Annotated in this window: 18 protein-coding genes and 1 pseudogene; 9 read left to right on the top strand and 10 right to left on the bottom strand. The window is 61.3% G+C overall.

Annotated features, from left to right (window positions below):
- Positions 1 to 298: SDR family NAD(P)-dependent oxidoreductase (locus QQL24_RS20555; protein WP_284314166.1), on the bottom strand; the 298-nt coding region annotated here is incomplete at its 3' end.
- A 299-nt stretch (positions 299 to 597) separates the two neighbouring features.
- On the opposite strand from QQL24_RS20555, the gene QQL24_RS20550 reads away from it, so the two are divergent.
- Entirely contained in the window at positions 598 to 1494 is an 897-nt protein-coding gene (locus tag QQL24_RS20550) for a LysR family transcriptional regulator (RefSeq protein ID WP_284314165.1), read from the top strand.
- A 185-nt stretch (positions 1495 to 1679) separates the two neighbouring features.
- Complete coding sequence (locus QQL24_RS20545) at positions 1680 to 1934, top strand: DUF2721 domain-containing protein (protein ID WP_284314164.1); 255 nt, start codon at positions 1680 to 1682, stop codon at positions 1932 to 1934.
- 243 nt (positions 1935 to 2177) lie between these two features.
- Here the strand turns inward: QQL24_RS20545 and QQL24_RS20540 are convergent, their stop codons facing one another.
- Entirely contained in the window at positions 2178 to 3059 is an 882-nt protein-coding gene (locus QQL24_RS20540; protein WP_284314163.1) for an aldo/keto reductase family oxidoreductase, read from the bottom strand.
- 300 nt (positions 3060 to 3359) lie between these two features.
- Here QQL24_RS20540 and QQL24_RS20535 point away from each other — a divergent pair, with 300 nt between their 5' ends.
- Positions 3360 to 3980, top strand: a complete 621-nt coding sequence (locus QQL24_RS20535) for a DUF1684 domain-containing protein (protein WP_284314162.1) — start codon at positions 3360 to 3362, stop codon at positions 3978 to 3980.
- A 114-nt stretch (positions 3981 to 4094) separates the two neighbouring features.
- Here the strand turns inward: QQL24_RS20535 and QQL24_RS20530 are convergent, their stop codons facing one another.
- From QQL24_RS20530 to opgC, 3 genes are all read right to left on the bottom strand, one after another.
- Complete coding sequence (locus QQL24_RS20530) at positions 4095 to 4274, bottom strand: hypothetical protein (protein WP_284314161.1); 180 nt, start codon at positions 4272 to 4274, stop codon at positions 4095 to 4097.
- 598 nt (positions 4275 to 4872) lie between these two features.
- On the bottom strand, positions 4873 to 7515 hold the full coding sequence (locus tag QQL24_RS20525; RefSeq protein WP_284314160.1) for an MGH1-like glycoside hydrolase domain-containing protein: 2643 nt from the start codon (positions 7513 to 7515) through the stop codon (positions 4873 to 4875).
- Positions 7516 to 7561: 46 nt separating this feature from the next.
- Positions 7562 to 7858: an OpgC domain-containing protein gene (gene opgC, locus QQL24_RS20520; protein ID WP_284314169.1), complete on the bottom strand. Its 297-nt coding sequence runs from the start codon at positions 7856 to 7858 to the stop codon at positions 7562 to 7564.
- A gap of 500 nt (positions 7859 to 8358) precedes the next feature.
- Between opgC and QQL24_RS20515 the strand changes: the two genes are divergently transcribed.
- The 5 genes from QQL24_RS20515 to QQL24_RS20495 all read left to right on the top strand — a co-directional run bounded on the left by QQL24_RS20515 (position 8359) and on the right by QQL24_RS20495 (position 14740).
- Positions 8359 to 8997 (top strand): GntR family transcriptional regulator, encoded by a 639-nt coding sequence (locus QQL24_RS20515; RefSeq protein WP_284314159.1) that lies wholly within the window; start codon positions 8359 to 8361, stop codon positions 8995 to 8997.
- A gap of 173 nt (positions 8998 to 9170) precedes the next feature.
- A complete protein-coding gene (locus tag QQL24_RS20510) occupies positions 9171 to 10010 on the top strand; it encodes an ABC transporter substrate-binding protein (protein WP_284314158.1) in 840 nt (279 codons plus the stop codon).
- 60 nt (positions 10011 to 10070) lie between these two features.
- A complete protein-coding gene (locus QQL24_RS20505) occupies positions 10071 to 10766 on the top strand; it encodes an amino acid ABC transporter permease (RefSeq protein WP_284314157.1) in 696 nt (231 codons plus the stop codon).
- A gap of 65 nt (positions 10767 to 10831) precedes the next feature.
- On the top strand, positions 10832 to 11722 hold the full coding sequence (gene dapA, locus QQL24_RS20500; RefSeq protein WP_284314156.1) for a 4-hydroxy-tetrahydrodipicolinate synthase: 891 nt from the start codon (positions 10832 to 10834) through the stop codon (positions 11720 to 11722).
- A 111-nt stretch (positions 11723 to 11833) separates the two neighbouring features.
- Complete coding sequence (locus tag QQL24_RS20495; RefSeq protein WP_284314155.1) at positions 11834 to 14740, top strand: FAD-dependent oxidoreductase; 2907 nt, start codon at positions 11834 to 11836, stop codon at positions 14738 to 14740.
- A gap of 209 nt (positions 14741 to 14949) precedes the next feature.
- On the opposite strand, the gene QQL24_RS20490 is transcribed toward QQL24_RS20495, so the two are convergent.
- From QQL24_RS20490 to QQL24_RS20470, 5 genes and pseudogenes are all read right to left on the bottom strand, one after another.
- Positions 14950 to 15171: a hypothetical protein gene (locus tag QQL24_RS20490; protein WP_284314154.1), complete on the bottom strand. Its 222-nt coding sequence runs from the start codon at positions 15169 to 15171 to the stop codon at positions 14950 to 14952.
- A gap of 276 nt (positions 15172 to 15447) precedes the next feature.
- Positions 15448 to 16200 carry a DUF1194 domain-containing protein gene (locus QQL24_RS20485; protein ID WP_284314153.1) on the bottom strand — a complete coding sequence of 251 codons (753 nt, stop codon included), beginning with the start codon at positions 16198 to 16200 and terminating at the stop codon, positions 15448 to 15450.
- A gap of 254 nt (positions 16201 to 16454) precedes the next feature.
- Positions 16455 to 17031: pseudogene (locus QQL24_RS20480) on the bottom strand (IS6 family transposase).
- Between the two features lie 189 nt (positions 17032 to 17220).
- Positions 17221 to 18321 carry a DUF5666 domain-containing protein gene (locus tag QQL24_RS20475; protein ID WP_284314152.1) on the bottom strand — a complete coding sequence of 367 codons (1101 nt, stop codon included), beginning with the start codon at positions 18319 to 18321 and terminating at the stop codon, positions 17221 to 17223.
- Positions 18318 to 19187, bottom strand: coding sequence for a DUF6502 family protein (locus QQL24_RS20470; protein WP_284314151.1), 870 nt, complete (start codon positions 19185 to 19187; stop codon positions 18318 to 18320). The genes QQL24_RS20475 and QQL24_RS20470 overlap by 4 nt, the downstream gene beginning before the upstream one ends.
- 172 nt (positions 19188 to 19359) lie before the next feature.
- Between QQL24_RS20470 and QQL24_RS20465 the strand changes: the two genes are divergently transcribed.
- Complete coding sequence (locus tag QQL24_RS20465) at positions 19360 to 19860, top strand: hypothetical protein (RefSeq protein WP_284314150.1); 501 nt, start codon at positions 19360 to 19362, stop codon at positions 19858 to 19860.
- Positions 19861 to 20261 lie beyond the last annotated feature (401 nt).

Raw genomic sequence — 20261 nt, 5'->3', positions numbered from 1 at the left:
TGATCTGGCCGAGCGGAAGTGGGCTTCCTGCCCCGGCATTGGCGAAGACGATGTCAAGGGTTCCGCGCTCGGCCTTCACCGCCGCGTAGAGTCGGTCGAGGTCGGCCTCATCCGAGACCGAGCCCTTTACCGCACGGGCATTGGGCCCGAGGTCGGCCACAGCGGCGTCGAGCGCGTCGTGCCGGCGGCCGAAGATGAAGACAAAGGCGCCCTCCTCGATGAATCGCTTTGCTGCGGCGCGGCCGATGCCGGTGGCGCCGCCCGTGATGACGGCGGTCTTACCATTCAATCTAGTCATGTCGTGCAGTCCTTGGTTCGCCGTCTCGGGTCTTAGGCTGTACGGAGAGGTCCTCCGAGAGCCTCAACATGGGTTCGCCCGAGGTAGGCGGTGAGTGCGGAAGCGCGCACATCGGTGGTGCGAAATCCATCCGGCTGGGCGATTGACGCCAGCCGCCACGTTCGGTGTCCGCCGTTCGGGATTGGGCCACGCTTGTCGGCACGGGCTATGATGACTGCCGTGCTACCCACATACGAGATGCTGTTCGATGTGTTAGATACGGGCTTGGAAGGCGCACCTCGGCGGTGCCGGATTGCACCATGATCGACTGGGATGACGTTCGCTACTTTCTTGCCGTCGCGCGTGGAGGCTCGGTGCGGGCCGCCGCCGAGCGCCTCGGGGTGAACCATTCGACCGTGCTACGACGCATCGCCCAGCTCGAGGAACGTCTCGGGGCGCAGATGTTCGAAAAGCTGCCTTCGGGCTACCGCCTGACGGCTGCGGGCGAGGAGGTCCTCGAACTCGCAAACCAGATGGAAGCGTTGTCGCACCAGCTCGAGACACGCGTCTTCGGGCGCGACCAGAGCGTGCGCGGGCTTCTGCGGGTGACACTGGCTCCGACCCTCGCGACACACCTGCTTATGCCGGACTTCGCCGATTTCGCGCGGTTGCATCCGGATATCGAGATGGAAATCTTGTCGTCCGGCGAGCTGGCAAATCTGACCAACCGAGAGGCCGACGTGGCGATCCGCGTCGTCTACGACCGCAAAACCCTGCCGCTCAATCTTCACGGCCTGAAGGGACCGGATGTATTCGGTGGCATTTACATGTCTCGCGATCTGTTAGCCGCGTGGCGTGCGGGCGCGCCTGATCCCATCCGGTGGATCGTCATAAGCCTTCACGGAATTCCGGACTGGGCCAGTGAGGGTGAGGTTCGCACCACGGGGGTTCCATTCAGGACCACGGACGCCGAGGCGCAGATCGTTGCAGCACGACAAGGGCTCGGGATCACGACACTGCCGTGCTTCGTCGGAGATGCCGACCCTCTGCTGGTGAGGGTGCCGGGCACCGACCTGCACATATACGGAACGCTCTGGCTTCTCACACAGGGGGAGACACGCAAGACGAAGCGCGTGCGGCTCTTCACTGAGTTCTTATCCCGCAGGCTCACTGCGTACGCTCGGCTTCTCGCGGGGCTGTCCATATCGCGCGGCTGATACCCAGCAGGTCACCGGCGATGCTTGCAGCGGACCAGTGTCTGCAAGCGGACATCCCGAGCATACGACTTGGGTCGATAACGCGGCCCGTCTTCCCTCCGCGATCCGGACTTCACGAGGTTCCCCCGAGATTCTGTTGATCACCTCGATGTACGAAGCTGCCGTCATATCGGAGCTGTGGCCCAGTGTGCCAGAAAGCTGACCTTCCACGCCTGGAGGAACGAGCAAGGCTGGTTAACTTGGCGGTATTTTTTGCGGTCTCATCCGGAATTGTCACGATGACGCTGATCATTGTCGCGTTTGCATCGGCCGTCTTTGAACTGACTCATGAAAAGGGAGTGGCAGCGCTGTTTGTGGTGGCCGTTTTCCTTTTCGCGATGACCCTTGTTCACTTTCTTCGCGAAATTCGCATTTCGCTGCGAAAGTCCGATCATTTGTGAGGTCCGCTTGCATCATCCGTTGAGCACGACTGGCGTTCTCTGGGGGCTGAGTGACATAAAATTCGATATGCGAATCCAGCGATGATGCGTCATGGCGGACTTTTGCCGTGAGCGGAAAATCCGCACTGCCAATGGGACGAGCGGAGCTTCGTCAGGCGCCGATGTGCGCCTTGCCGATCCAGTGCAACGGAGCAGGAGATCGGTGCTCGGGAGCGACGCTTGTACCGAACCGCCCGGAATTCATCAGACCGGCGCACCCTTCACTCCGATTCGACCGAGCGCCGTTATGGCGTCCTCCGGCAGTTCAAGTGCTGCGCTGGCGAGGTTTTCGTGCAAATGTTCGATTGACGACGTGCCGGGGATAAGCAGGATGTTGGCTGAGCGACGTAGCAGCCACGCGATAGCAACCTGCATCGGTGTCGCGCGGAGACGTCTGGCGACATCGCTGAGCTCGCTTACTTGAAGCGGCGTGAACCCTCCGAGCGGGAAGAAAGGCACATAGGCGGTTCCCGCGGCAGCCAGATCATCAATCAAACTGTCATCGTCTCGGTGCACGAGATTATACTGGTTCTGCACGCAGACGATGTCGGTGATGCCGCGTCCTTCGGCAATCTGTTTGGCCGTCACGTTGCTGAGACCGATGTGACGCACAAGCCCTTGGCGCTGCAACTCCGCGAGTGCCGTAAGTGGTGCTTCGATCGAACCCTCAGCGGGGCCGTGGACGTCGAACATGACGCGTAGATTAACGATGTCGAGCACGTCGACACCCAAGTTTCGAAGATTGTCATGCACTGCGCGCGTCAGGTCCTCCGCCGAGAACGCTGGATTCCACGAGGCGTCTTCACCGCGCCGCGCTCCGATTTTAGTGACGATGACAAGATCCTCGGGATAGGGGTGAAGCGCTTCACGGATGAGCTGGTTGGTTATGTGGGGGCCATAAAAATCGCTTGTGTCGATATGGTTCACACCTGTCGCAATAGCATTGCGGAGCACCGCAAGTGCGCCGTCCCGATCCTTGGGTGGCCCGAATACACCGGGTCCGGCAAGTTGCATCGCGCCGTAACCGAGGCGCTTCACCGTGTGGCCGCCCAGCGTGAAGGTACCGGCTTTGCTAATATCAATCATGCCATGTCTCCTTTTTATTTGTCGTATTTAACCAGCTTCAGCGTGTGCGATAATGGGTCTCAATCGGCACGGGCTGTGCGGAATGACGCACAATGGTAGAAGACCGAGAGAATTGGCCGCATAAAAGGTTGCGAAGTGGCAGTTGGCGTCCGCGATGGGGTTACCGCGGCACATACAGGCATTCGCTGGGCTTTGTCACACATCCGGTAAATTGACTTGCGCCAACGTGAGGCAGAGCACATCACGGCCTGCGCCCAGGTACGAATGGGTGTTCTTGGTCGACACAAGGGAGGCGATGGCGTGATCGAAACCACGGATCTTTGGGACTGGCGTCGGAGCGTTGCTGACCTCTATCACGATGTTCGCTCCAAATCGGATATCAAAGCCGGGTGGCGGCTTTGGTGTCAGCGTCGTGCCGAAATGTTCCGGACTCACCCGCAATCGCCGATTGAACCAGCCGGCCGCATGGCGTTTGACGGTCCGGCGATGTTCCCATACGATCCCGCGTTCCGCTTCCCAGCCCGACTGGTTCCAGCTCCGTCTGAACGCTTGAGCTTCGCTACCGGAGCGGATGGGAGCACTGTGATGCGCGCATTTGCGCAGACCCATGGCCTGCGCGACGGGCTCGGTGTTGAGCTGACACTCTACTGGATTGAAGGCTATGGCGGAGGTGTGTTCCTGCCGTTTACCGACGAAACGAGTGGTGTGGAGACCTATGGGGGCGGTCGCTACCTCCTTGATACCATCAAGGGCGCGGACCTAGGGCCGGTCCGTCCCGGTAGCGTGCTCTTTCTTGATTTCAATTTCTCCTACTTCCCATCCTGCGCCTACTCATCTCGCTATGTGTGCCCGCTGGCTCCTCCCACTAACCGACTGCCGAGGCCTGTGCATGCCGGGGAGCGCCTGGTGGCCAATCAATGACCTGACCCTGACTCCGTAACTTTGCTCCAGGTATTGGCCCTAGGAGCATCGGTCAGCACGTGGCCCCACTGCGCCGAGGGTGTAGAACAATATGAGAGGGACCACGGCATTCGGTCATAGCTCAGGGCTGCTGCGGAAGATCGCCCACCCGACAAATAATGAGATCACTGACAGTGCTCCGAATTGCCAGGCGACCAACGTTTCACCGGCGCTGAGAAATTTGACCGCGGCGGCGGCGCTTGCAAAGCAGCACATCCCCGCCACGCCGACAGCGGCCGTTTCATTTTCACGCATGTTCATCCCCCGCACGACATTTGCCCCTTGCCTCGCCTACTGACCAAGCAATCGCCGGGCAATAATCGAGCGCCTATGCTTGGCCGCTGTCCGTCGGCATCCCGGCTCCAAAACTACCCGACCCGCTATTGAGCGGGAACGTTTGTACGTCCTGACCCTGGGACGACGGCATTCGGTCCCTCTGGCTTTCCCGCGGAATTCTGCTGACCACCAGCGGCGCATAGGGCGCCTTCTCGACCAGAATCTCAAAGAGCTTAGACGCTTCGTCCGCCGCCTAGGCAAAAGCCAACGCCACCGGGCCTAGAATGATTGCACCCGCGGTAGTTGCGGCACGGCGGCACAGCAGCACCAGAAAATCACGCGGGGTCATCGCACCGTTCCTTGGTCGCCTCCTTCTACAATGAATACCCCCCCTACCCGCAAGACCGACGAGCGGCTGTGCTAGGATACGTGTGTGAGTCGACGTAGCAGAGGCGCTACCAACCTACCGCTCTCTAGACTCGGGTCAATTCTCATACGCTGGGTCCCGATCGCCTGCTGCGAGAGGAGACGAAGCCGGCTCTTGCCCTTCTCCGGCGGTATGGTCAGCCGCCGCGTTTCATTCGCCTCGCGCCAGCAGATTCGCGATCAAGGCGGTCCAGCCGGTCTGATGGGAAGAACCGAGGCCCCTTCCCGAATCGCCATGGAAATATTCGTGGAACAGAAGATGGTCGCCAACGACGGCGCCGCCTCGCGTCTCCGCTGCAAGCGCCGGCCTGTGGCCCTCCGACCCTCGGAGAAACAGACGGCTCAAACGGTGGCTCAATTCATCGGCAACTTCGCTGAGATTCATGTCGCGGCCTGATCCAACCGGACATTCGACCGTGAACTCGGGCCCGAAATAGCCGTGAAACTTCCGAAGTGCGTCGATCAGCAGGAAATTGACCGGCATCCAGATCGGGCCGCGCCAGTTGGAGTTGCCGCCGAACAAGCCGCTCATTGCTTCCCCCGGCGTGTAGGGCACTTCGAGCTTCATCCCGCGATGATCGAGCCGATAGGGTTCGATTGCATGCATCTTCGATAGGGAACGAATGCCATAGTCGGAGAGGAACTCGGTTTCATCGAGCGCCCGCCTCAGCAAGCTCTTCAAGCGATGCCCGCGCAACAGCGACAGCAAATGCCGCTCGCCAACGCCGGGTTCCGTCCACTGCGAAACGAGTTGTGCCAGGTGAGGCCGGTATTTCAGGAACCAATGGAGACGCCGCGTGAAGCCGGGAAGCTTCTCAAAGACACGTTGGTCGAGTACCTCAACGGCGAAAATCGGAATGAGACCAACCATGGAACGCAGCCGGATCGGCGCGATGCGCCCATCCTCCATCTTCAACGTGTCGTAGAAGAAGCCGTCCTCATCGTTCCACAACCCCTGCCCGGTCCCACCGACATCGGCCATCGCACCCGCGATCGACAGGAAATGCTCGAAGAATTTGGTCGCGATGTCCTCGTAGACGGAATTGGTCATGGCCAGTTCGATGGAAATTCGCATCAGATTGAGCGCATACATCGCCATCCAGGCCGTCCCGTCGGATTGGTCGATTGACATGCCATCCGGCAATGGGTCCGAGCGATTGAACGGGCTGATGTTGTCGAGACCAAGAAACCCGCCCTGGAACAGATTGCGTCCGCCCGTGTCCTTGCGATTGACCCACCAGGTAAAATTCAGCAGCAATTTGTGAAGCACACGCTCCAGGAAGGCCGTGTCGGCGACGCCGGTGCGATCGCGATCCATCTCGTAGACGCGCAGGGCGGCCCAGGCGTGTACCGGCGGATTGACATCGCCGAACATCCATTCATAGGCAGGCATCTGACCGTTGGGGTGCATGAACCACTCGCGTGTCAACAGCACGAGCTGATCCTTCGCGAAGGCAGGGTCCACCAGGGCAAGGGACACGCAATGGAAGGCCAGATCCCAGGCGGCATACCAGGGATATTCCCAGGTATCCGGCATCGAGATGACGTCGGCATTGTTGAGGTGCGACCAATCGGCATTCCGGCCGCCTCGACGCTCCCGGGGCGGTGCCGGCTGTGCCGGATCGCCGTCAAGCCAGATCGGGATGTCGAAAAGATAAGCCTGCTTCGACCAGAGCAGTCCGGCAAGCGCCTGACGATGAACCTTGCGGGCATCGGCATTCGGCATTCCAGCCTGAAGCGCCACATAGAACTCATCCGCTTCATCGCGCCGGGCGGCCAGGATCGTGTCAAACTCGGCGAAAGGACGCGGCGCGACCCCGTCGGGCCGCCAGCGCAAGCGAATCGACGCGCGCCCATGCCCAGGCAGCTCGACGTCGACATGGGCGGCGACCTTGCTTCCCTCGCCCGTTGCACTGACGGCATCGCGCCGCCCCGCTACGATGAAATCGTTGATGCCGTCCTTGAACGGCCCCGATGCGTCGACACCGAAAAGCAGCGGCGTGTTGGTATTGTTCTCGCAGAAGAGCCATTGAGCCGCGTCTTCGACACTCAAACGCCGTGTCTTCTTGCCGGGACGAAGCGCCAGAACATCGCCATCGCCGTCCTCACGCAGTCGTGGTCGATCGGCCGTTCCGGCCCACGACCAAGTGTTGCGCGCCCAGAGCTGGGGAAGCACATGAAGATGTGCCGGCTCGTCCGAGGCATTCTCGATCGAGACCAGCATCAGGATATCGTCGTAATCGGCCTTGGCATATTCGACGGTGACATCGAAATAGCGTCGTCGAGCAAAGACGCCTGTGTCGGCAAGTTCGAACTCAGGCTCCTGGCGTGACCGCGCCTTGTTGACGCTCAGGAGGTCCTCATAGGGAAAGGCAGACTGCGGATAGCGGTAGACCATCTTCTGATAGGAATGGGTCGGCGTGGCGTCGACGAAATGATAGGCCTCCTTCACGTCTTCGCCATGATTGCCTTGCGCATTTCCAAGCCCGAATAGACGCTCCTTGAGGATGGCATCCTTGCCGTTCCACAGGGCCACGCCGAGGCACCAACGCATGGCTTCGTCACAGAAGCCCGCGATCCCGTCTTCACCCCACCGATAGGCGCGGCTGCGGGCGTGCGCGAAAGGGAAGAACCCCCAGGCATCGCCATCCGTGCTGTAGTCCTCCCGGACGGTGCCCCACTGGCGCTCGGCCAGATAGGGGCCCCATTTGCGCCACGGCGTGCCGACTGCGATCTCGCGAAGCCGACGCCCTTCGGCTGTGTCGAAAAGTGTGTGGCGCGTCCCGGCTTTCACGATATCTCCCCCTTGCGCGTCGGGCCTTTTGCATCGGCTTTGCCTATCATGGGAATACCGGCCGTTTTGCGGTGACCTTCTTCCCCTGGACAGATTTCGACCAGGCGACTCCATGGGCAACGAAAATCAGGATTGCGAAGCCGGCGAGGTTCGCAGCGGCGATGGTCACGTCGTTACGACCAGCGTGGTCGAGCACGATGCCGAGGACCTGCGCCGTCACCGTGCCGACAACGAAGACGACAAGCATTTGCTGGCCAACCTTGGGGATCACGACCACGGGTGTCCTCTTGAGGCTTCGTCGTCCCTCCCCCACTGCCTGGGCCGCAAGATAGGCCGGTGCCAGGAAGTGGATGAGGCCCAGAGTGCAGGGCGTCGGTTGGTTTCGTGGGCCTGATTACTATGGATGTTGTCATGTAGGGCCGTACTCGTCCCATCTGAGCGTTCTTCGCCGCTGACAGGGACAAAGTTACACACGGCCGTTTCGATTGCGGGCATTCAGAAAAGGGAGCGAGAGTGTTGGAACAATTTTAGAAGCTTCCTTTTGGCATTGTGACAGCTGCCCTCATGGCTTGCATGCTCTGCAATGCAGCGGCTTCGCAGAGTTCCGTGACAACTCCCACTCGGCTCAAGCGGCAATTTGCAGGTTGAAATCTGATCCTCAGAGGGAGCGCGCGATTGAAGAAGGCATGCGCTCATCATCGAAGATGGTGCGACACTTGGTGAAATGCGAGGAGTGGCATACTTCAATACGCTTCCAGAAGGCGGCTGACATTCTGAAAGGAAGGTAACGTCCATGCTATGCCGACATCCTAAAGCGCCTGCGTCGAGGCAGAAAGGTGCTCAATGAGCAAAGGAGGAGACGGCAAGCTTGCCGATGCGGCGTATCGCACTGTACTCGAAAAGATACTTTCCCATGAATTGCCCGGAGGTTCTGTAATTCAGGAACGCAAGCTGGCGGAAGCGATGGGCGTGTCACGTACGCCCATGCGAGATGCACTTGGTCGACTTGAAGGCGAGGGTCTTCTCGTCAGGCTGACAGACCGCCTGCTCTCGGTCCGCGTCATTACTTTGCAGGATTATCTCCACAGTCTCGACGTGCGCATGATGATTGAGCCCCAGGCCGCTGGGCTCGCGGTGCGCTCCCTCACACCAAACGACATTAGCATGCTCCGGAGCGAGCTTGCCGCACTCGAAGCGGATGAGAGCCCGCAGCTCGAAGGACGCCACTGGCGTTTTGACGATCTGCTACACGAGCTCCTTGCCGAGAAGAGTGGCAACCCCTTCCTCAGCAAGCTCATCCGCGAGATGCGCCGCTACACCAAGATCTTCGAGCGTCAGACAGTCCCGCCGCGCCGCAAGCCCGGCCTGGATGATCATGGCCGCATCCTCGATGCGCTGGCCACGGGTCGCGCTGAAAAGGCGCGTGATGCGATGGCCGAGCACATCCGGAACGTCAGAAAGCGCATCCTCGACGGCCTTTGATATCAGCCCAACCTCCGCTTCGATGAATTCTGCCTAACACTTGCGCGTGCTCAATTTGCATGCAACAAGTGGTATACCAGAAGAATGCCACTCGGCAGCCGCCGAGCGAGCCGCCCATCTCGGTCAGTCCGAGGTGAAAGCGGCCTGGTGTCATCCAGAACCGGAGTGGGACCATGAATGTTCTGAAGTTTGGACTGTGGGTATCGCTTTTCGCGGGAGCACTGGCGGTCGCGCCAACCATCGCATCGGCGGACGATTGCCAGCCGAAGGTCGCGGCGGGCGATCTTATCGCAGGCGGCACGCTGACCATGTCGACCAACCCAACACTGCCGCCGCTGCAATTCGTTGACTCGTCCGGCGCCTTGAAAGGCATGCGCATCGAGCTCGGCACTGAAATTGCCAAGCGTCTCTGCCTGAAGCCCGATTATATCAAGATCGACTTCGATGCGATGGTCCCAGGTCTGCAGGGGGGCCGCTGGGACATGATCAACACAGGCATCTTCTTCACGCCCGCGCGCGTCAAGCTGATGTATATGATCCCCTATGAAAACCAGGCGATCTCGATCTCGATCGCCAATCAGGACAAGGGCAAGATCACCGAGACCGACGATCTCGCCGGCAAGACGGTGGGCGTCGAGATCGGTGGCTTCGAGGAGGCGCAGACCCATGCCCTCGACACGGCCCTCAAGGCCAAAGGGCTGCAGGGCCTCACCATCCGTACCTTCGATACGTTCGCGGTCGCCTATCAGGCGCTCAAGGCTGGCCAGATCGACGCGGTGACGTCGATCGATGGAGTTGCCAAGGAGTATCAGGATCGTGGCGATTTCACGCGTGCCATCAGCGGGCTCTATCCTGCACCCGTCGCACTGGCCTTCAAGAACAAGGCCTTGGCCGTCGCGGTCAAGGGCGTGCTCGACGACATGAAGAAGGACGGCAGCTACGACAAGCTCTTTGCCGCCTATGGCGTTCCGGCCTTTCCCGATGCTTTCGCCGTCCATGGTCCGGACATGTGAAGCCGTATCGGCTGACGGAGCGGTCGTCCCGCTCCGTCTCCAACCGCTTGGGAGACAGCGATGCAAGGGTGGAACTGGCCAGGCTTCTTCGACTATCTCACCAACCCTTATCTGGCTGAGGGCGCCGTCACCACATTATGGCTGACCGTCGCCTCGATATCGGCGGGCTTTGCCATCGGCTTCCTGCTTGCCGTGATGCGACTGTCGAGGCTCCGCATCGTCTCCTTCGCAGCGGCCTTCTATGTCTGGCTGTTTCGGGGGACACCGTTGCTGGTGCAGCTCATCGTCATCTATACCGGGCTGCCTCAGATCGGCATCCGGCTGTCGGTGATCGAATCCGCTCTGATTGGACTTTCGCTCAACGAGGCCGCCTATTTAGCTGAGATCATCCGAGCCGGCATTGCTGCGATCCCCTTTGGACAGAGCGACGCCGGGAAGGCTCTCGGGATGCGCAACGTGCTCGTCATGCGCCTCATAATTCTTCCCCAGGCACTGCGCATCATTGTGCCGCCGATCGGCAATTCGGTGAACGGGCTTCTCAAGACGACATCGATAACCTCCGTCATCTCGATGGAGGAGCTCTTGCGCCGTACGCAAGTGCTGATCCAGGAGCGTTTCATGGTTCTGGAGCTCTTCACCGTTGCCGCCCTCTACTACCTCGCCATGACGACGGCCTGGGACTTCGTGCAGCGCGCGATCGAGCGTCGCTTTGGCCGCGCCTACGAGCAGATGGGGGCCGCGACGGAGCAGCGCTGACCCCAAGGCTTCCTTTTCCTGCAAACCCAACGATATGGCACGGCAAAGCCCGTGTGAAAGACATCATGAGCAAGACATTTCGCGGTACCTTCACCGTCATGATCACGCCCTGCAACGCCGAAGGTCGCATCGATCTCAAGGCAATGGCCGATTTCACCGAATGGCAGATCCGTCAGGGCATTCACGGTCTGATTCCCCTCGGCTCGACCGGCGAGTTTCTTTCCCTCTCGGAAGAGGAGCGACACGGCATTGCCGCGACGGTGATCCGCACGGCTGCCGGCCGGGTACCGGTGTTGCTGGGAACCGGTGCCGAGGATACGCGGGAAGTGGTCCGCCTGAGCCGTGAAGCCGAACAGCTCGGTGCCGACGGCGTGATGATCATTCCCCCATTCTACTCCACCCCGACGGAGGATGAACTCTACCACCACTACAAGACCGTGGCCGATGCAATCTCCATCCCGATCATGGTGTACAACAACCCGGCAACGGCCAATGTCGACCTCAGGCCGTCGCTCGTCGCACGCCTGGCCACCATCGAGGGGTGCGACTACATCAAGGAATCGACGCTGGAGGTGACGCGCGTGCGCGACATCATCCGCCTTGCCGGCGACCACATGACGGTGTTCGGTGGAATTCTCGGCTTCGAATCCTTCGTCGAGGGCGCGCAAGGTTGGGTTGCGGTTGCGTCCAACGTCGCTCCGGCGCCCTTGGCAAGGCTTTTCGAACTCGTGGCGGATGAGGGCAGGATCGCGGAGGCCCGCGCGCTCTATCTGAAGTGGGTGCCCGTGATCGAAGCCGTCGGTGGCCAGCGCTATGTCGCCGGCACCAAGGCGCTCTTGACCCATATGGGCTTTGCCGCCGGGCCGCCGCAACCGCCGAGGCTCCCTCTGCCTGCGGAGGCTGATGCGCAAATGCGGCGGCTCGTGAACGAATTTAGTCTGCACTTTGCCCTGTGAGCAATGTGCTTGCCGGAGGTGGAGCGAACGAAGTGAACGGTAAAAAGGCGTACGAGGCAAGCGGGTCCCGCCGAGCCTTCGCGGACCTTCTCGGACTCAGTTGAGCGGCAAATGTCTCGACTGCCGACATCCTCCGGCCAGATGCTCACCTTTCGGTTCGAAGGGCGCGCCCTCACGGCGGCTGCCGGCGAGACGATCGCCGCGGCCCTGATGGCAAATGGTGAGGTTGTCCAGACCTTTGCCCGCAACGGCGAGCCGCGTGGCCTCCATTGCGGTATGGGCGTGTGCCACGACTGCCTCGTCGTTGCGGACGGAAGGGCCGGGGTACGGGCCTGCATGACCAAGGTATCGGCCGGCATGAACGTGGGCCGCCAGCCCTCGAAACTCCTTCTCGGCGATCAACTGTTGGATGCCGCACCTCCGCCCGAAGGCGCGCTGCCGGAAGAGGCGGTGGATCTGCTGATCGTCGGTGCGGGCCCCGGCGGCCTCGCGGCGGCCGAGGTCGCCGCTGCCTCGGGCGCCTCTGTATTGATCGTCGACGAGAGGCCGGCCCCCGGTGGCCAGTATTTCAAACAACCCGCGAGCGGGTCAGCCCTGACACCCGGCCTCGCCGACCGCCAATCGCGCGACGGTTCGATCCTGATCAGCTCGGTCCGCGCGCGCGGTGTCGAGATCCGCAGCCAAGCACTGATCTGGGGGGCGTTTCGTGAGGACGATATTCTTGTGCTCGGCCTCCTCCATAAGGATCGAGCCAGCTATCTAAGGCCGAAGATATTGGTCATCGCCTCGGGAGCTTTCGAGCAACCTGGCACCTTTCCTGGATGGACGCTGCCGGGTGTGATCACGACCGGCGCGTGCCAGACGCTGCTTCGAAGTCATGGTGTCCTACCAGGAAAGCGCGTCCTCATCGCCGGTAATGGCCCCCTTAACCTGCAGGTGGCCGACGAGCTCGCCCGGGCTGGAGCGCAGGTCGTCGCCGTCGCCGAGGCCGCGCCACCGCCCTGGACCCGGCCGAGGGCCGCCCTCGACCTGATGGCGGCCGACACCGCGCTCGCTGTAGCGGGGCTGCGCCATCTCTTCCGTCTTGCCCGCCGCGGCATTGCCGTGCATTGGGGTCACCGCCTCGCCCGGGTTGAAGGCGGGGTGCAGGCCGAACAGGCCGTGCTCATCGATGCAGTGGGCAATGAACGGGTCTTCTCGATCGACACTGTTGTCGTGGGCGAGGCGTTCTCTCCGGCCAACGAATTGGTACGCCTGCTTGGTTGCGCTCATGCAGTACAGTCAGACGGCACACCGCGCGCTGAAGCAAAGCGCGACGATGCCGGCGCGACCACCCTTCACGATGTCTTCGTGGTCGGCGAGGCGGGCGGGTTCGGCGGCGCACAGATCGCCATGGCACAAGGTCGCCTCGCGGCGAGCGAAGCCGTGCGCAGGCTAGGTCGCCCAACGCCTGAAGACCATGTGTCGCTCCGTCGGCTCGCCCGAAGCCGGCGCTTTCAGGCGGCTTTGTGGAAAGTGTTCGCGGCGCCCGAAGCCGGCTTGTCTCGAGCCCGCAGTGACACACATGTGTGCCGCTGCGAAACGCTGAGCCTGGGCGACCTGCGCCGAGTTGTCGAAGCCGAACAGGTCACGGATATCGCGACCCTTAAGCGGCTGACGAGAGCCGGGATGGGGCGGTGCCAGGGGCGCTATTGCGTTCCTCGACTCGCCCAGCTCATTGGTAGACCCGTGCAGGAGACGGACTTCCCAGCGCCGCAGATGCCGCTACGGCCGATTCCCCTCGTCGCTCTCGCCGTGGAGAGGCCGGAATGGGCCGGCCACCGGCGCGCCTTGTTGCCTTCGGTTGTGGCCTCAGCCTCCAATTCGAAACCGCTGCCCTTAGCGGAGGTCTCCGTTTTGGTGATCGGCGCCGGCATTGCCGGGCTCTCTACGGCCCTGTTCCTTGCCCGTTATGGGCAGGAAGTCGTTGTGCTGGACCGAGGATATGCCAATGCGCGCGCATCCGGTGGCAATGCTGGCAGCTTACACGCCCAGCTCCTTTCTTTCGATCATGGCGCCAGGGCCGAAGGCGGCGGATCGCCGGCAGCCCAGACCCTGCCTCTGCAACGCGATTCCATCGCACTTTGGGCCGAGCTCGAACGCGAGCTTCGCCGCGACTTCGAAATGAGGATCACAGGCGGTCTGATGGTTGCCGAGAACCAGCGCGATCTTGCTTTCCTTATCGAAAAGACCCGTGTGGAGCAGTCGCAGGGCATCGATTGCCAGATGATCGACGCCTCGACACTGCGCGGGCTCGAGCCCGCTCTCAGCGACGGCTTTCTCGGCGCCGCCTTTTGTCCCCAGGAAGGTAAAATCAATCCATTGATTGCAACACAGGGCGTGCTGGAGGGAGCAACAGCCGCTGGCGCGAAGTTATTTGAGCAGGTGGATGTCCTTGCCATCGAGCGGGTCGCGGCGGGCTTCATTGTCCATACGTCGCGCGGCTTAATCCGTGCTGGCGTGGTAGTAAATGCGGCTGGCGCTTTCGCATCGCAAATCGGCCGTATGCTGGGGACTGATGTTCCAGTGTTCGGTGCTCCCCTCCAGATGGTGGTCACGGAGGCTGTCGAGCCGCTCGTCTCGCGCCTCGTGGCCCATGCCGACCGGCACTTGACGCTCAAGCAGGCGGCCAATGGCAATTTCATCATCGGGGGCGGGTGGACGGCCGGACTGGATCCGATCCATCATCATCCCAGACCTCTACGGGCCAGTTTGGAAGGCAATCTATGGGTGGCGCAACATGTCATCCCGGCCCTGCGCAAACTTCATATCATCCGCAGTTGGGCTGCGATGAACGTCAATATCGACGGCGCCCCAATTCTAGGTGAGCATCCCAGCATTCCCGGCTTCTTCAATGCCGTCGCGTCGAACGGCTACACACTCGGTCCCCTGGTCGGCCGTATCACGGCGGATCTGATCTGCCGCGGCGAAACAGACCGGGATGTTCGCGGCTTTTCCATATCGCGCTTTCGGAACTGACAGAGTGCCGCCCGGTCAAGGAGATAGGCGATGCCGTATATGAGCGCAAAGGAGCGGTCCGATTTCATGTTCAGCTCTGCGCCTTAGTCAAGCGTGCGACCGCCAACAGACATAAAAGGCGTTACGCGAATTCGACACGCACCAGCATTGTAGTACCTGCGCTTCTTCCCGGCTCGATGCAGGCGGGAATCTATGTGAGCTAAATTGGCTCAGTCTGCTTTAGGCAGGTATGGTGGGCGATCTTCGAGGGCGCCAGAGTCCAGCAACGCCTGCCCGGCTCCGGTTACTGCCCACTTCCTGTCCGTCAGCTCCGCATAGCCTTGTTCCTGCAGCACCTTCAGCATCGGCGGTGAGCTATCGGCGTCCGAGCCATTCACCGCGAGATCGCGAAGGGCTTCAAAGGCTTCTTCCGGCAAGTTGGCGGTGCTCATTGTTGCTTTTCCTGTTGGATGTCACCGGGAGCAACGCCCTTCAGACCCGTAGGTTCATTTTGTGCCTGCAACTGGGATCCATTCCCCCACTCTCGCGGGCTGACCACAATTTGCGTTGGCGGCGACGATGTCGAAATAGCCTACTAAGCCGGCCATTAGGTATCCTTCGCTCGCGCTGTCCAAAGAGGCACACAGCTGTAAAAATAAAGGCTGGTTCCTGAAATGACTAACACGCCCGCGCATGCCCCCTAGCTGCGCACGAATTGCAGCAGGCGATCAATCAGCGTCTACGCAAGGGGATACCCTCCCGGCAATCTCCCGTATCAACTTCATCTTCAGGGTCTGCACGAAACCGGATTTGTCCCGTATCGTCGAGACGAATGAGCCTGCCCCGCCAATCACATGGTCTCGGTAGTAGCGTTCGAGGTAAATGTCCTTTTGACTATTCAGCAAAAACCTACGAGAGCCAAAACGGCTATCTGTGGGAGAATTGATAAATATCATGGCGAGGCCATTAATAGTGATCCCCCGCGCGACGATACGATTGCGAACTAATTCCACCGCTGGGCCGTCATTGCTGACGCCGTCGCCCGCGATATCGATCACTCGTCGTTGTCCCTCATAGGAATTTTGGTCGAACAACGCAGCACCGAAGGAGAGTGCTGAGCCAAGAGAAGTGGGGCCAAATTCAAGTTCAACGGGCAGCCTTTCGATCGTTTCAGCAAATCGGGAGGACGTTTGGAAGCCGTCGATCAACCTCCAGGGAATGCGAACAGCCTGATCTCGATCTCCGGACCATTGCATATATGTCACAGCGATACGGCCACGTATCCCGTCCAAGATGCGAGCGATGACAGCCGGATCTCGGAATGCACTAGCGTATCCTTGCAGCTGCGCCTGACGCTCTTCGACGTCCATCGAGGCGGAAGCGTCATTCGCCAAAACAAGTTCCAGATCAACGGCGTGCTCGTCGGGAGCGCCGGCCAGTAGGTAGGTCGCGAAACTCAGCGCTTGCAGGACACACGCCATTGGTCGATCTCCTCACGTACGGAGGGAGTCTGGCGCAGAGGCAGTCACCTTGATGTCTCCTAGACATACCATGGATCTGATCCGGGACGAAACGCAGGCAATCGGCTATTCAACAGCCCTCCCCAGTCGCTTGGGCATCCAGTACAACGGGCGGGAGTTGCCTTATTCAAGGTTGGACAAACTGCAGAAGGGGCCCTGTCAAACTAACTCCAAGCTATCTCCGCCAGGAGCACGAAGGCCAATCTGAACTTCGGTTAGGCCGCGACTGCTCGCCACTCGGTCAGGGCGGCCGAGCGTCTCTGCTTGTAGATTTCCCGGCTGACGAGGTGGCGCTCCGAATTGAAGTGGTTGTGGATCTGGCCGTGGATCGCAACGAATTTTTGAAGTGTCTTCATCCTGCGGAATTTGAGCATCGCCGCCTCTCGCCGTCGAAACGGTTGATGGGAATTCTCGGCCCGATTGTTCTTCCAACGGCCCGCTTCCCGGCGTTTGAGATTGTCGATCTCCCTCATCGCCGCGCCGTAGGCTCGCAACCCGTCGGTGACGATGATCTCAGGACGGCCATAGCTTCTTAAGGAATTTCAACGCTTGAGTCTTGTCCCGGGTCTTGCTGACGAAGAACTCCAACACCTCGCCCTCGTGATCGACGGCCCGCCAAAGATAATGGAGCTTACCGTTGACCTTCACGAAAACCTCGTCCGCGTACCAGCGGCTTAAGTTTCCAGCCCTCACCGCCTCTTGCAGATCCCGGCAGTGTGGATCGGCGCCGAGGATTGACCCCGGGCACCTCGGACGCAACCAGCTGAAAGAACAGTGAAATACGAATTCCATGTGGGGTCACGATCGGCGCCGAACGTGACCCCGCTATACCCAAGATTTCTCCTCAAAGGTCATTAGGTTAGACAAGGGATCGCCGGGGGAAATCTTCGTGGCCAATTTACAGCCTGCCGCGGGAAGCCGCTGACTGCGGCCGATGCAGGGCTCCCGGATCGGCGGTTGCCGGCACGAACTCCGGCAACCTCAAAGATGCGGGGCCCCTCGAAGGCCACCCGGTGCTCCCAGCCCTCCCGGCGGTGATCCTAGCCCTCCCGGCGGTGATCCCAGAGGAAGCCCGCCCGGTCCGCCCAGCGCTGGAATACCGCCATCTTCGCGCAAACCGGGCAGTCCAAGGCCGTCGCGCCCGCCTGCATCGGTGATCCGAGCCGCGCTGATGGCGAGAGCGCCCTTTTCATCCCGTCGGATCTCGACAACCAGTCGAACTTCACGTGTGTCGGAAAGGGAAGCGGCGACGCTCCCCTCGGCGATCAGAAGGCCCGATCCGAACACGACCCCCCCGCCCCGACGCTCGCCATAGGCCTCCATCGACACATGATCCAGGTCGGAGTCGAGCAGCAATGCCAAGGCAAGGCGGCTGCCCGTCACTTCGAAGACACCCGCCACCAGCCGGCCTGTGAGCAACACGCGCTGCCCCAGGAGCGATCGCCGCGCACCGCGGACGACCAGTCGTCCGATGCGGGGCACACCATCGCTGCCGGCTTGCAACAGCCCGACGATCTGCCGCCGCGCGCCGCGCCTGCGCTCGATCAGGCTGGCGACGATGGTGCCGTCCAGCCGCCGAAGGCCGGAAACGGAAACCACTTCGCCCGGATGAAGGGGCGGCTGCGGCAGGGGGCCGTCGACGAGGACGGTTTGGCCGAGAACCGTGATCATCGTAGCCGAGACGCTCTCCACCGGCCCGATCACCTCGCTGGTGATGACGATGCGCTGGGTCGAGAGGCGGTCCCGGCGCCCCTGTGCCACCACCTCGACAACATGGCCGATCCGCATGGCCGTGGAAGATTTCTCGATGCCGTCGATGATCACGGCGACGTCGGGCGGATAGGCGATGCGGAGGTCGTTGACGACGATGCTGCCGAATTGCCGGATGGTGCCGATCACGCCGGTGCCGCCGATGCCGCGGTCCCGGCGCCTTTTGTCGATCGGCGGAGGCTGCGGCGGCTCAAGGCTCTCCGGTTCCGACGGCACGGGATCCTCGGCGTAGGCCGCAAAGGGCAGGCCCGCCACCAAACAGGCCAGGAGGTGGGTCAGCCTGCGGCGGGATATCAGCCAGCGCCTGCTCATGATTGATCTTCCTCGACATCGTGACCGGGGCTGGGGGATTGGCGGCCGCCTGGCACCTGTTCGGCATAGACATAGACACCGAAATTCCAGCGCCAGTCACCGCCGGGATCGCTCTCGCAAGCCGTGAAGGCTTGGCGGTTGGCGCTTTGCAGCGCCGACATGGCCAGCGCCCGCGACTGGTCTTGGAACTGCCGTGCCAAGTTTTCGGAGATGCCGTCATAATGGACGGCCCGCTCGAGGAAAAGCGGTTCCGCGGAGGTGATGTTCGCGACCGATGCGGCAATGTGATCGTGCAGGTTGCGCCCAAAATAATAGAGTGACTGTTCATCGCCGCTCCGGGGTACGAGTGCGGTTTCGAGCAAGGTCACGCAATTGTTGCCATCGACGGTGACGAGCTTGCGGTCGAGCCATTCGTCGAGGATGGCCCGCGGCCGAACGTCCTTGGTGACGCTGGCGACCAGGGCCTCGAAGGACGGCGCCGAGCCCTCTGCCCTACGCGGCAGCACCAGCGGCGCCCCCGCCTCGTCGGTGAAGCGCGGCGAAGCGAGCCAACACGCCAGGATGCTGCTCGTGCGGGACAGGGCTGTCGGCACGACGGTCACCGGAGCCCCGGCGCCGCGCAGTCTCCGCACCTCTTTGCGGTGGATGCCGGTCAGGAGACTGACGCGGCTATCGGTCTGTTCCTTGTCGGAGAGGGCGAAGTCGTACTCGGCGACATTCACATAGAGTTCGCGCAGCAAATCGCAGATGACTGGGAAGGTGATGCCGCTACGCACGAACAGGCGCACCAGCGGCCGGAGCAACCGCGCGATCGGACGCTGAAGGTTTTTCGCCTCCGGCGAGGTACTGCCCGGATCTAAAGTCATGTCACTAATCCAACGTCCACAGCGTGGGATACAATCCCACGCCCTTGACAACAAGTCCCGAATCAACATAAAACGGTGATGTGGGAATTTTTCCCACATCACACTCTCCGGCATGTCGTTCCTCCGCCTGATCGGACCTGGAGCTCAAGACACTGATAGAAAAGGTGAAACGATGAAAAACATTGGCATTGCATTGACGGCCCTGGCGTTGACCGCCGCGGTCCCGTTTGCCGCAACCGCAGGCTCGCTCACCGGCAGCCTCGGCGGGTCGGTCGGCGGCGCCGGCGGATCGGTCGGCGGCGCCGGCGGATCGCTCGGCGGCGGCCTTTCGGGCGGCACTTCGCTGGGCGGCAACGAAGCATCGGGCGTCACGGCCGGCACAGGCGCGACGGTGGGTGCGGCCCTGCAGGCTCCCGCGGTGACGACGCCATCCGTCGACAGCCTCCCCTCCACCGCCGCCGCGAGCGCGGTGACTGTCAATTCCAAGGGTCGGATCACCAATCTGAGTTCGGTCAGCAGCGCCGATCTCGTCGCCTATTTTGCGGCGCAGAATTATACGCTGGCCTCGTCGTTCCGCCAGACCGCCGAAAACACGCTGGAAGCGTCGGCGCAACTGTCGGGCACCCCCGTGACGATCGACATCGACGCGCACGGCAATGTCACGTTCCAGTGACCTGACCATACGTAAAGGAAACGGCCCGGCGCGCGCCGGGCCGTTTTTGCTTGTGCGCCCAGCATGGGCGCACTCTTGCGGGTGGAAGTCCCGCCGTGAGCTGGTTACAGCGAGCGTTAAGAAGCGCAACTGCGAGCGGGCGGCCGATCGTGGGGAGGAAGCGTGGATCGAAGCTGCGTGCCGATGGACAGGAACCGAATAGAAGGCGATGCCGACAGGGCGAGCGGGCAAGTGACCACGAAGCTTTTGGGGTATTCATTGCGTCCACAGCCGGATGCCGCAAGGTTAGCGCCGACGTTTGATGAGTTCTGGAATGTGCGGATGACCGACGCTGAGCTCCAGGAGTATAGGTGACCTCCCACTATTGGCTGTCTTCGCCCGGCTGCCGGACGGCTGCTACT

Source organism: Labrys miyagiensis, assembly GCF_030160835.1.
Taxonomy (GTDB): Bacteria; Pseudomonadota; Alphaproteobacteria; order Rhizobiales; family Labraceae; genus Labrys; species Labrys miyagiensis.
Note: the sequence above shows the minus strand (reverse complement) of the source record. Positions and strands in the feature narration are given on the sequence as shown.

Bases quoted from the DNA above. Each gene is read 5' to 3' on its own strand.
- QQL24_RS20550 (WP_284314165.1), top strand. From the start codon at position 598: ATGATCGACTGGGATGACGTTCGCTACTTTCTTGCCGTCGCGCGTGGA.
- QQL24_RS20540 (WP_284314163.1), bottom strand. From the start codon at position 3,059: ATGATTGATATTAGCAAAGCCGGTACCTTCACGCTGGGCGGCCACACG.
- QQL24_RS20530 (WP_284314161.1), bottom strand. From the start codon at position 4,274: ATGCGTGAAAATGAAACGGCCGCTGTCGGCGTGGCGGGGATGTGCTGC.
- QQL24_RS20515 (WP_284314159.1), top strand. From the start codon at position 8,359: ATGAGCAAAGGAGGAGACGGCAAGCTTGCCGATGCGGCGTATCGCACT.
- QQL24_RS20510 (WP_284314158.1), top strand. From the start codon at position 9,171: ATGAATGTTCTGAAGTTTGGACTGTGGGTATCGCTTTTCGCGGGAGCA.
- QQL24_RS20505 (WP_284314157.1), top strand. From the start codon at position 10,071: ATGCAAGGGTGGAACTGGCCAGGCTTCTTCGACTATCTCACCAACCCT.
- dapA (WP_284314156.1), top strand. From the start codon at position 10,832: ATGAGCAAGACATTTCGCGGTACCTTCACCGTCATGATCACGCCCTGC.
- QQL24_RS20495 (WP_284314155.1), top strand. From the start codon at position 11,834: ATGTCTCGACTGCCGACATCCTCCGGCCAGATGCTCACCTTTCGGTTC.
- QQL24_RS20490 (WP_284314154.1), bottom strand. From the start codon at position 15,171: ATGAGCACCGCCAACTTGCCGGAAGAAGCCTTTGAAGCCCTTCGCGAT.
- QQL24_RS20485 (WP_284314153.1), bottom strand. From the start codon at position 16,200: ATGGCGTGTGTCCTGCAAGCGCTGAGTTTCGCGACCTACCTACTGGCC.
- QQL24_RS20475 (WP_284314152.1), bottom strand. From the start codon at position 18,321: ATGAGCAGGCGCTGGCTGATATCCCGCCGCAGGCTGACCCACCTCCTG.
- QQL24_RS20470 (WP_284314151.1), bottom strand. From the start codon at position 19,187: ATGACTTTAGATCCGGGCAGTACCTCGCCGGAGGCGAAAAACCTTCAG.
- QQL24_RS20465 (WP_284314150.1), top strand. From the start codon at position 19,360: ATGAAAAACATTGGCATTGCATTGACGGCCCTGGCGTTGACCGCCGCG.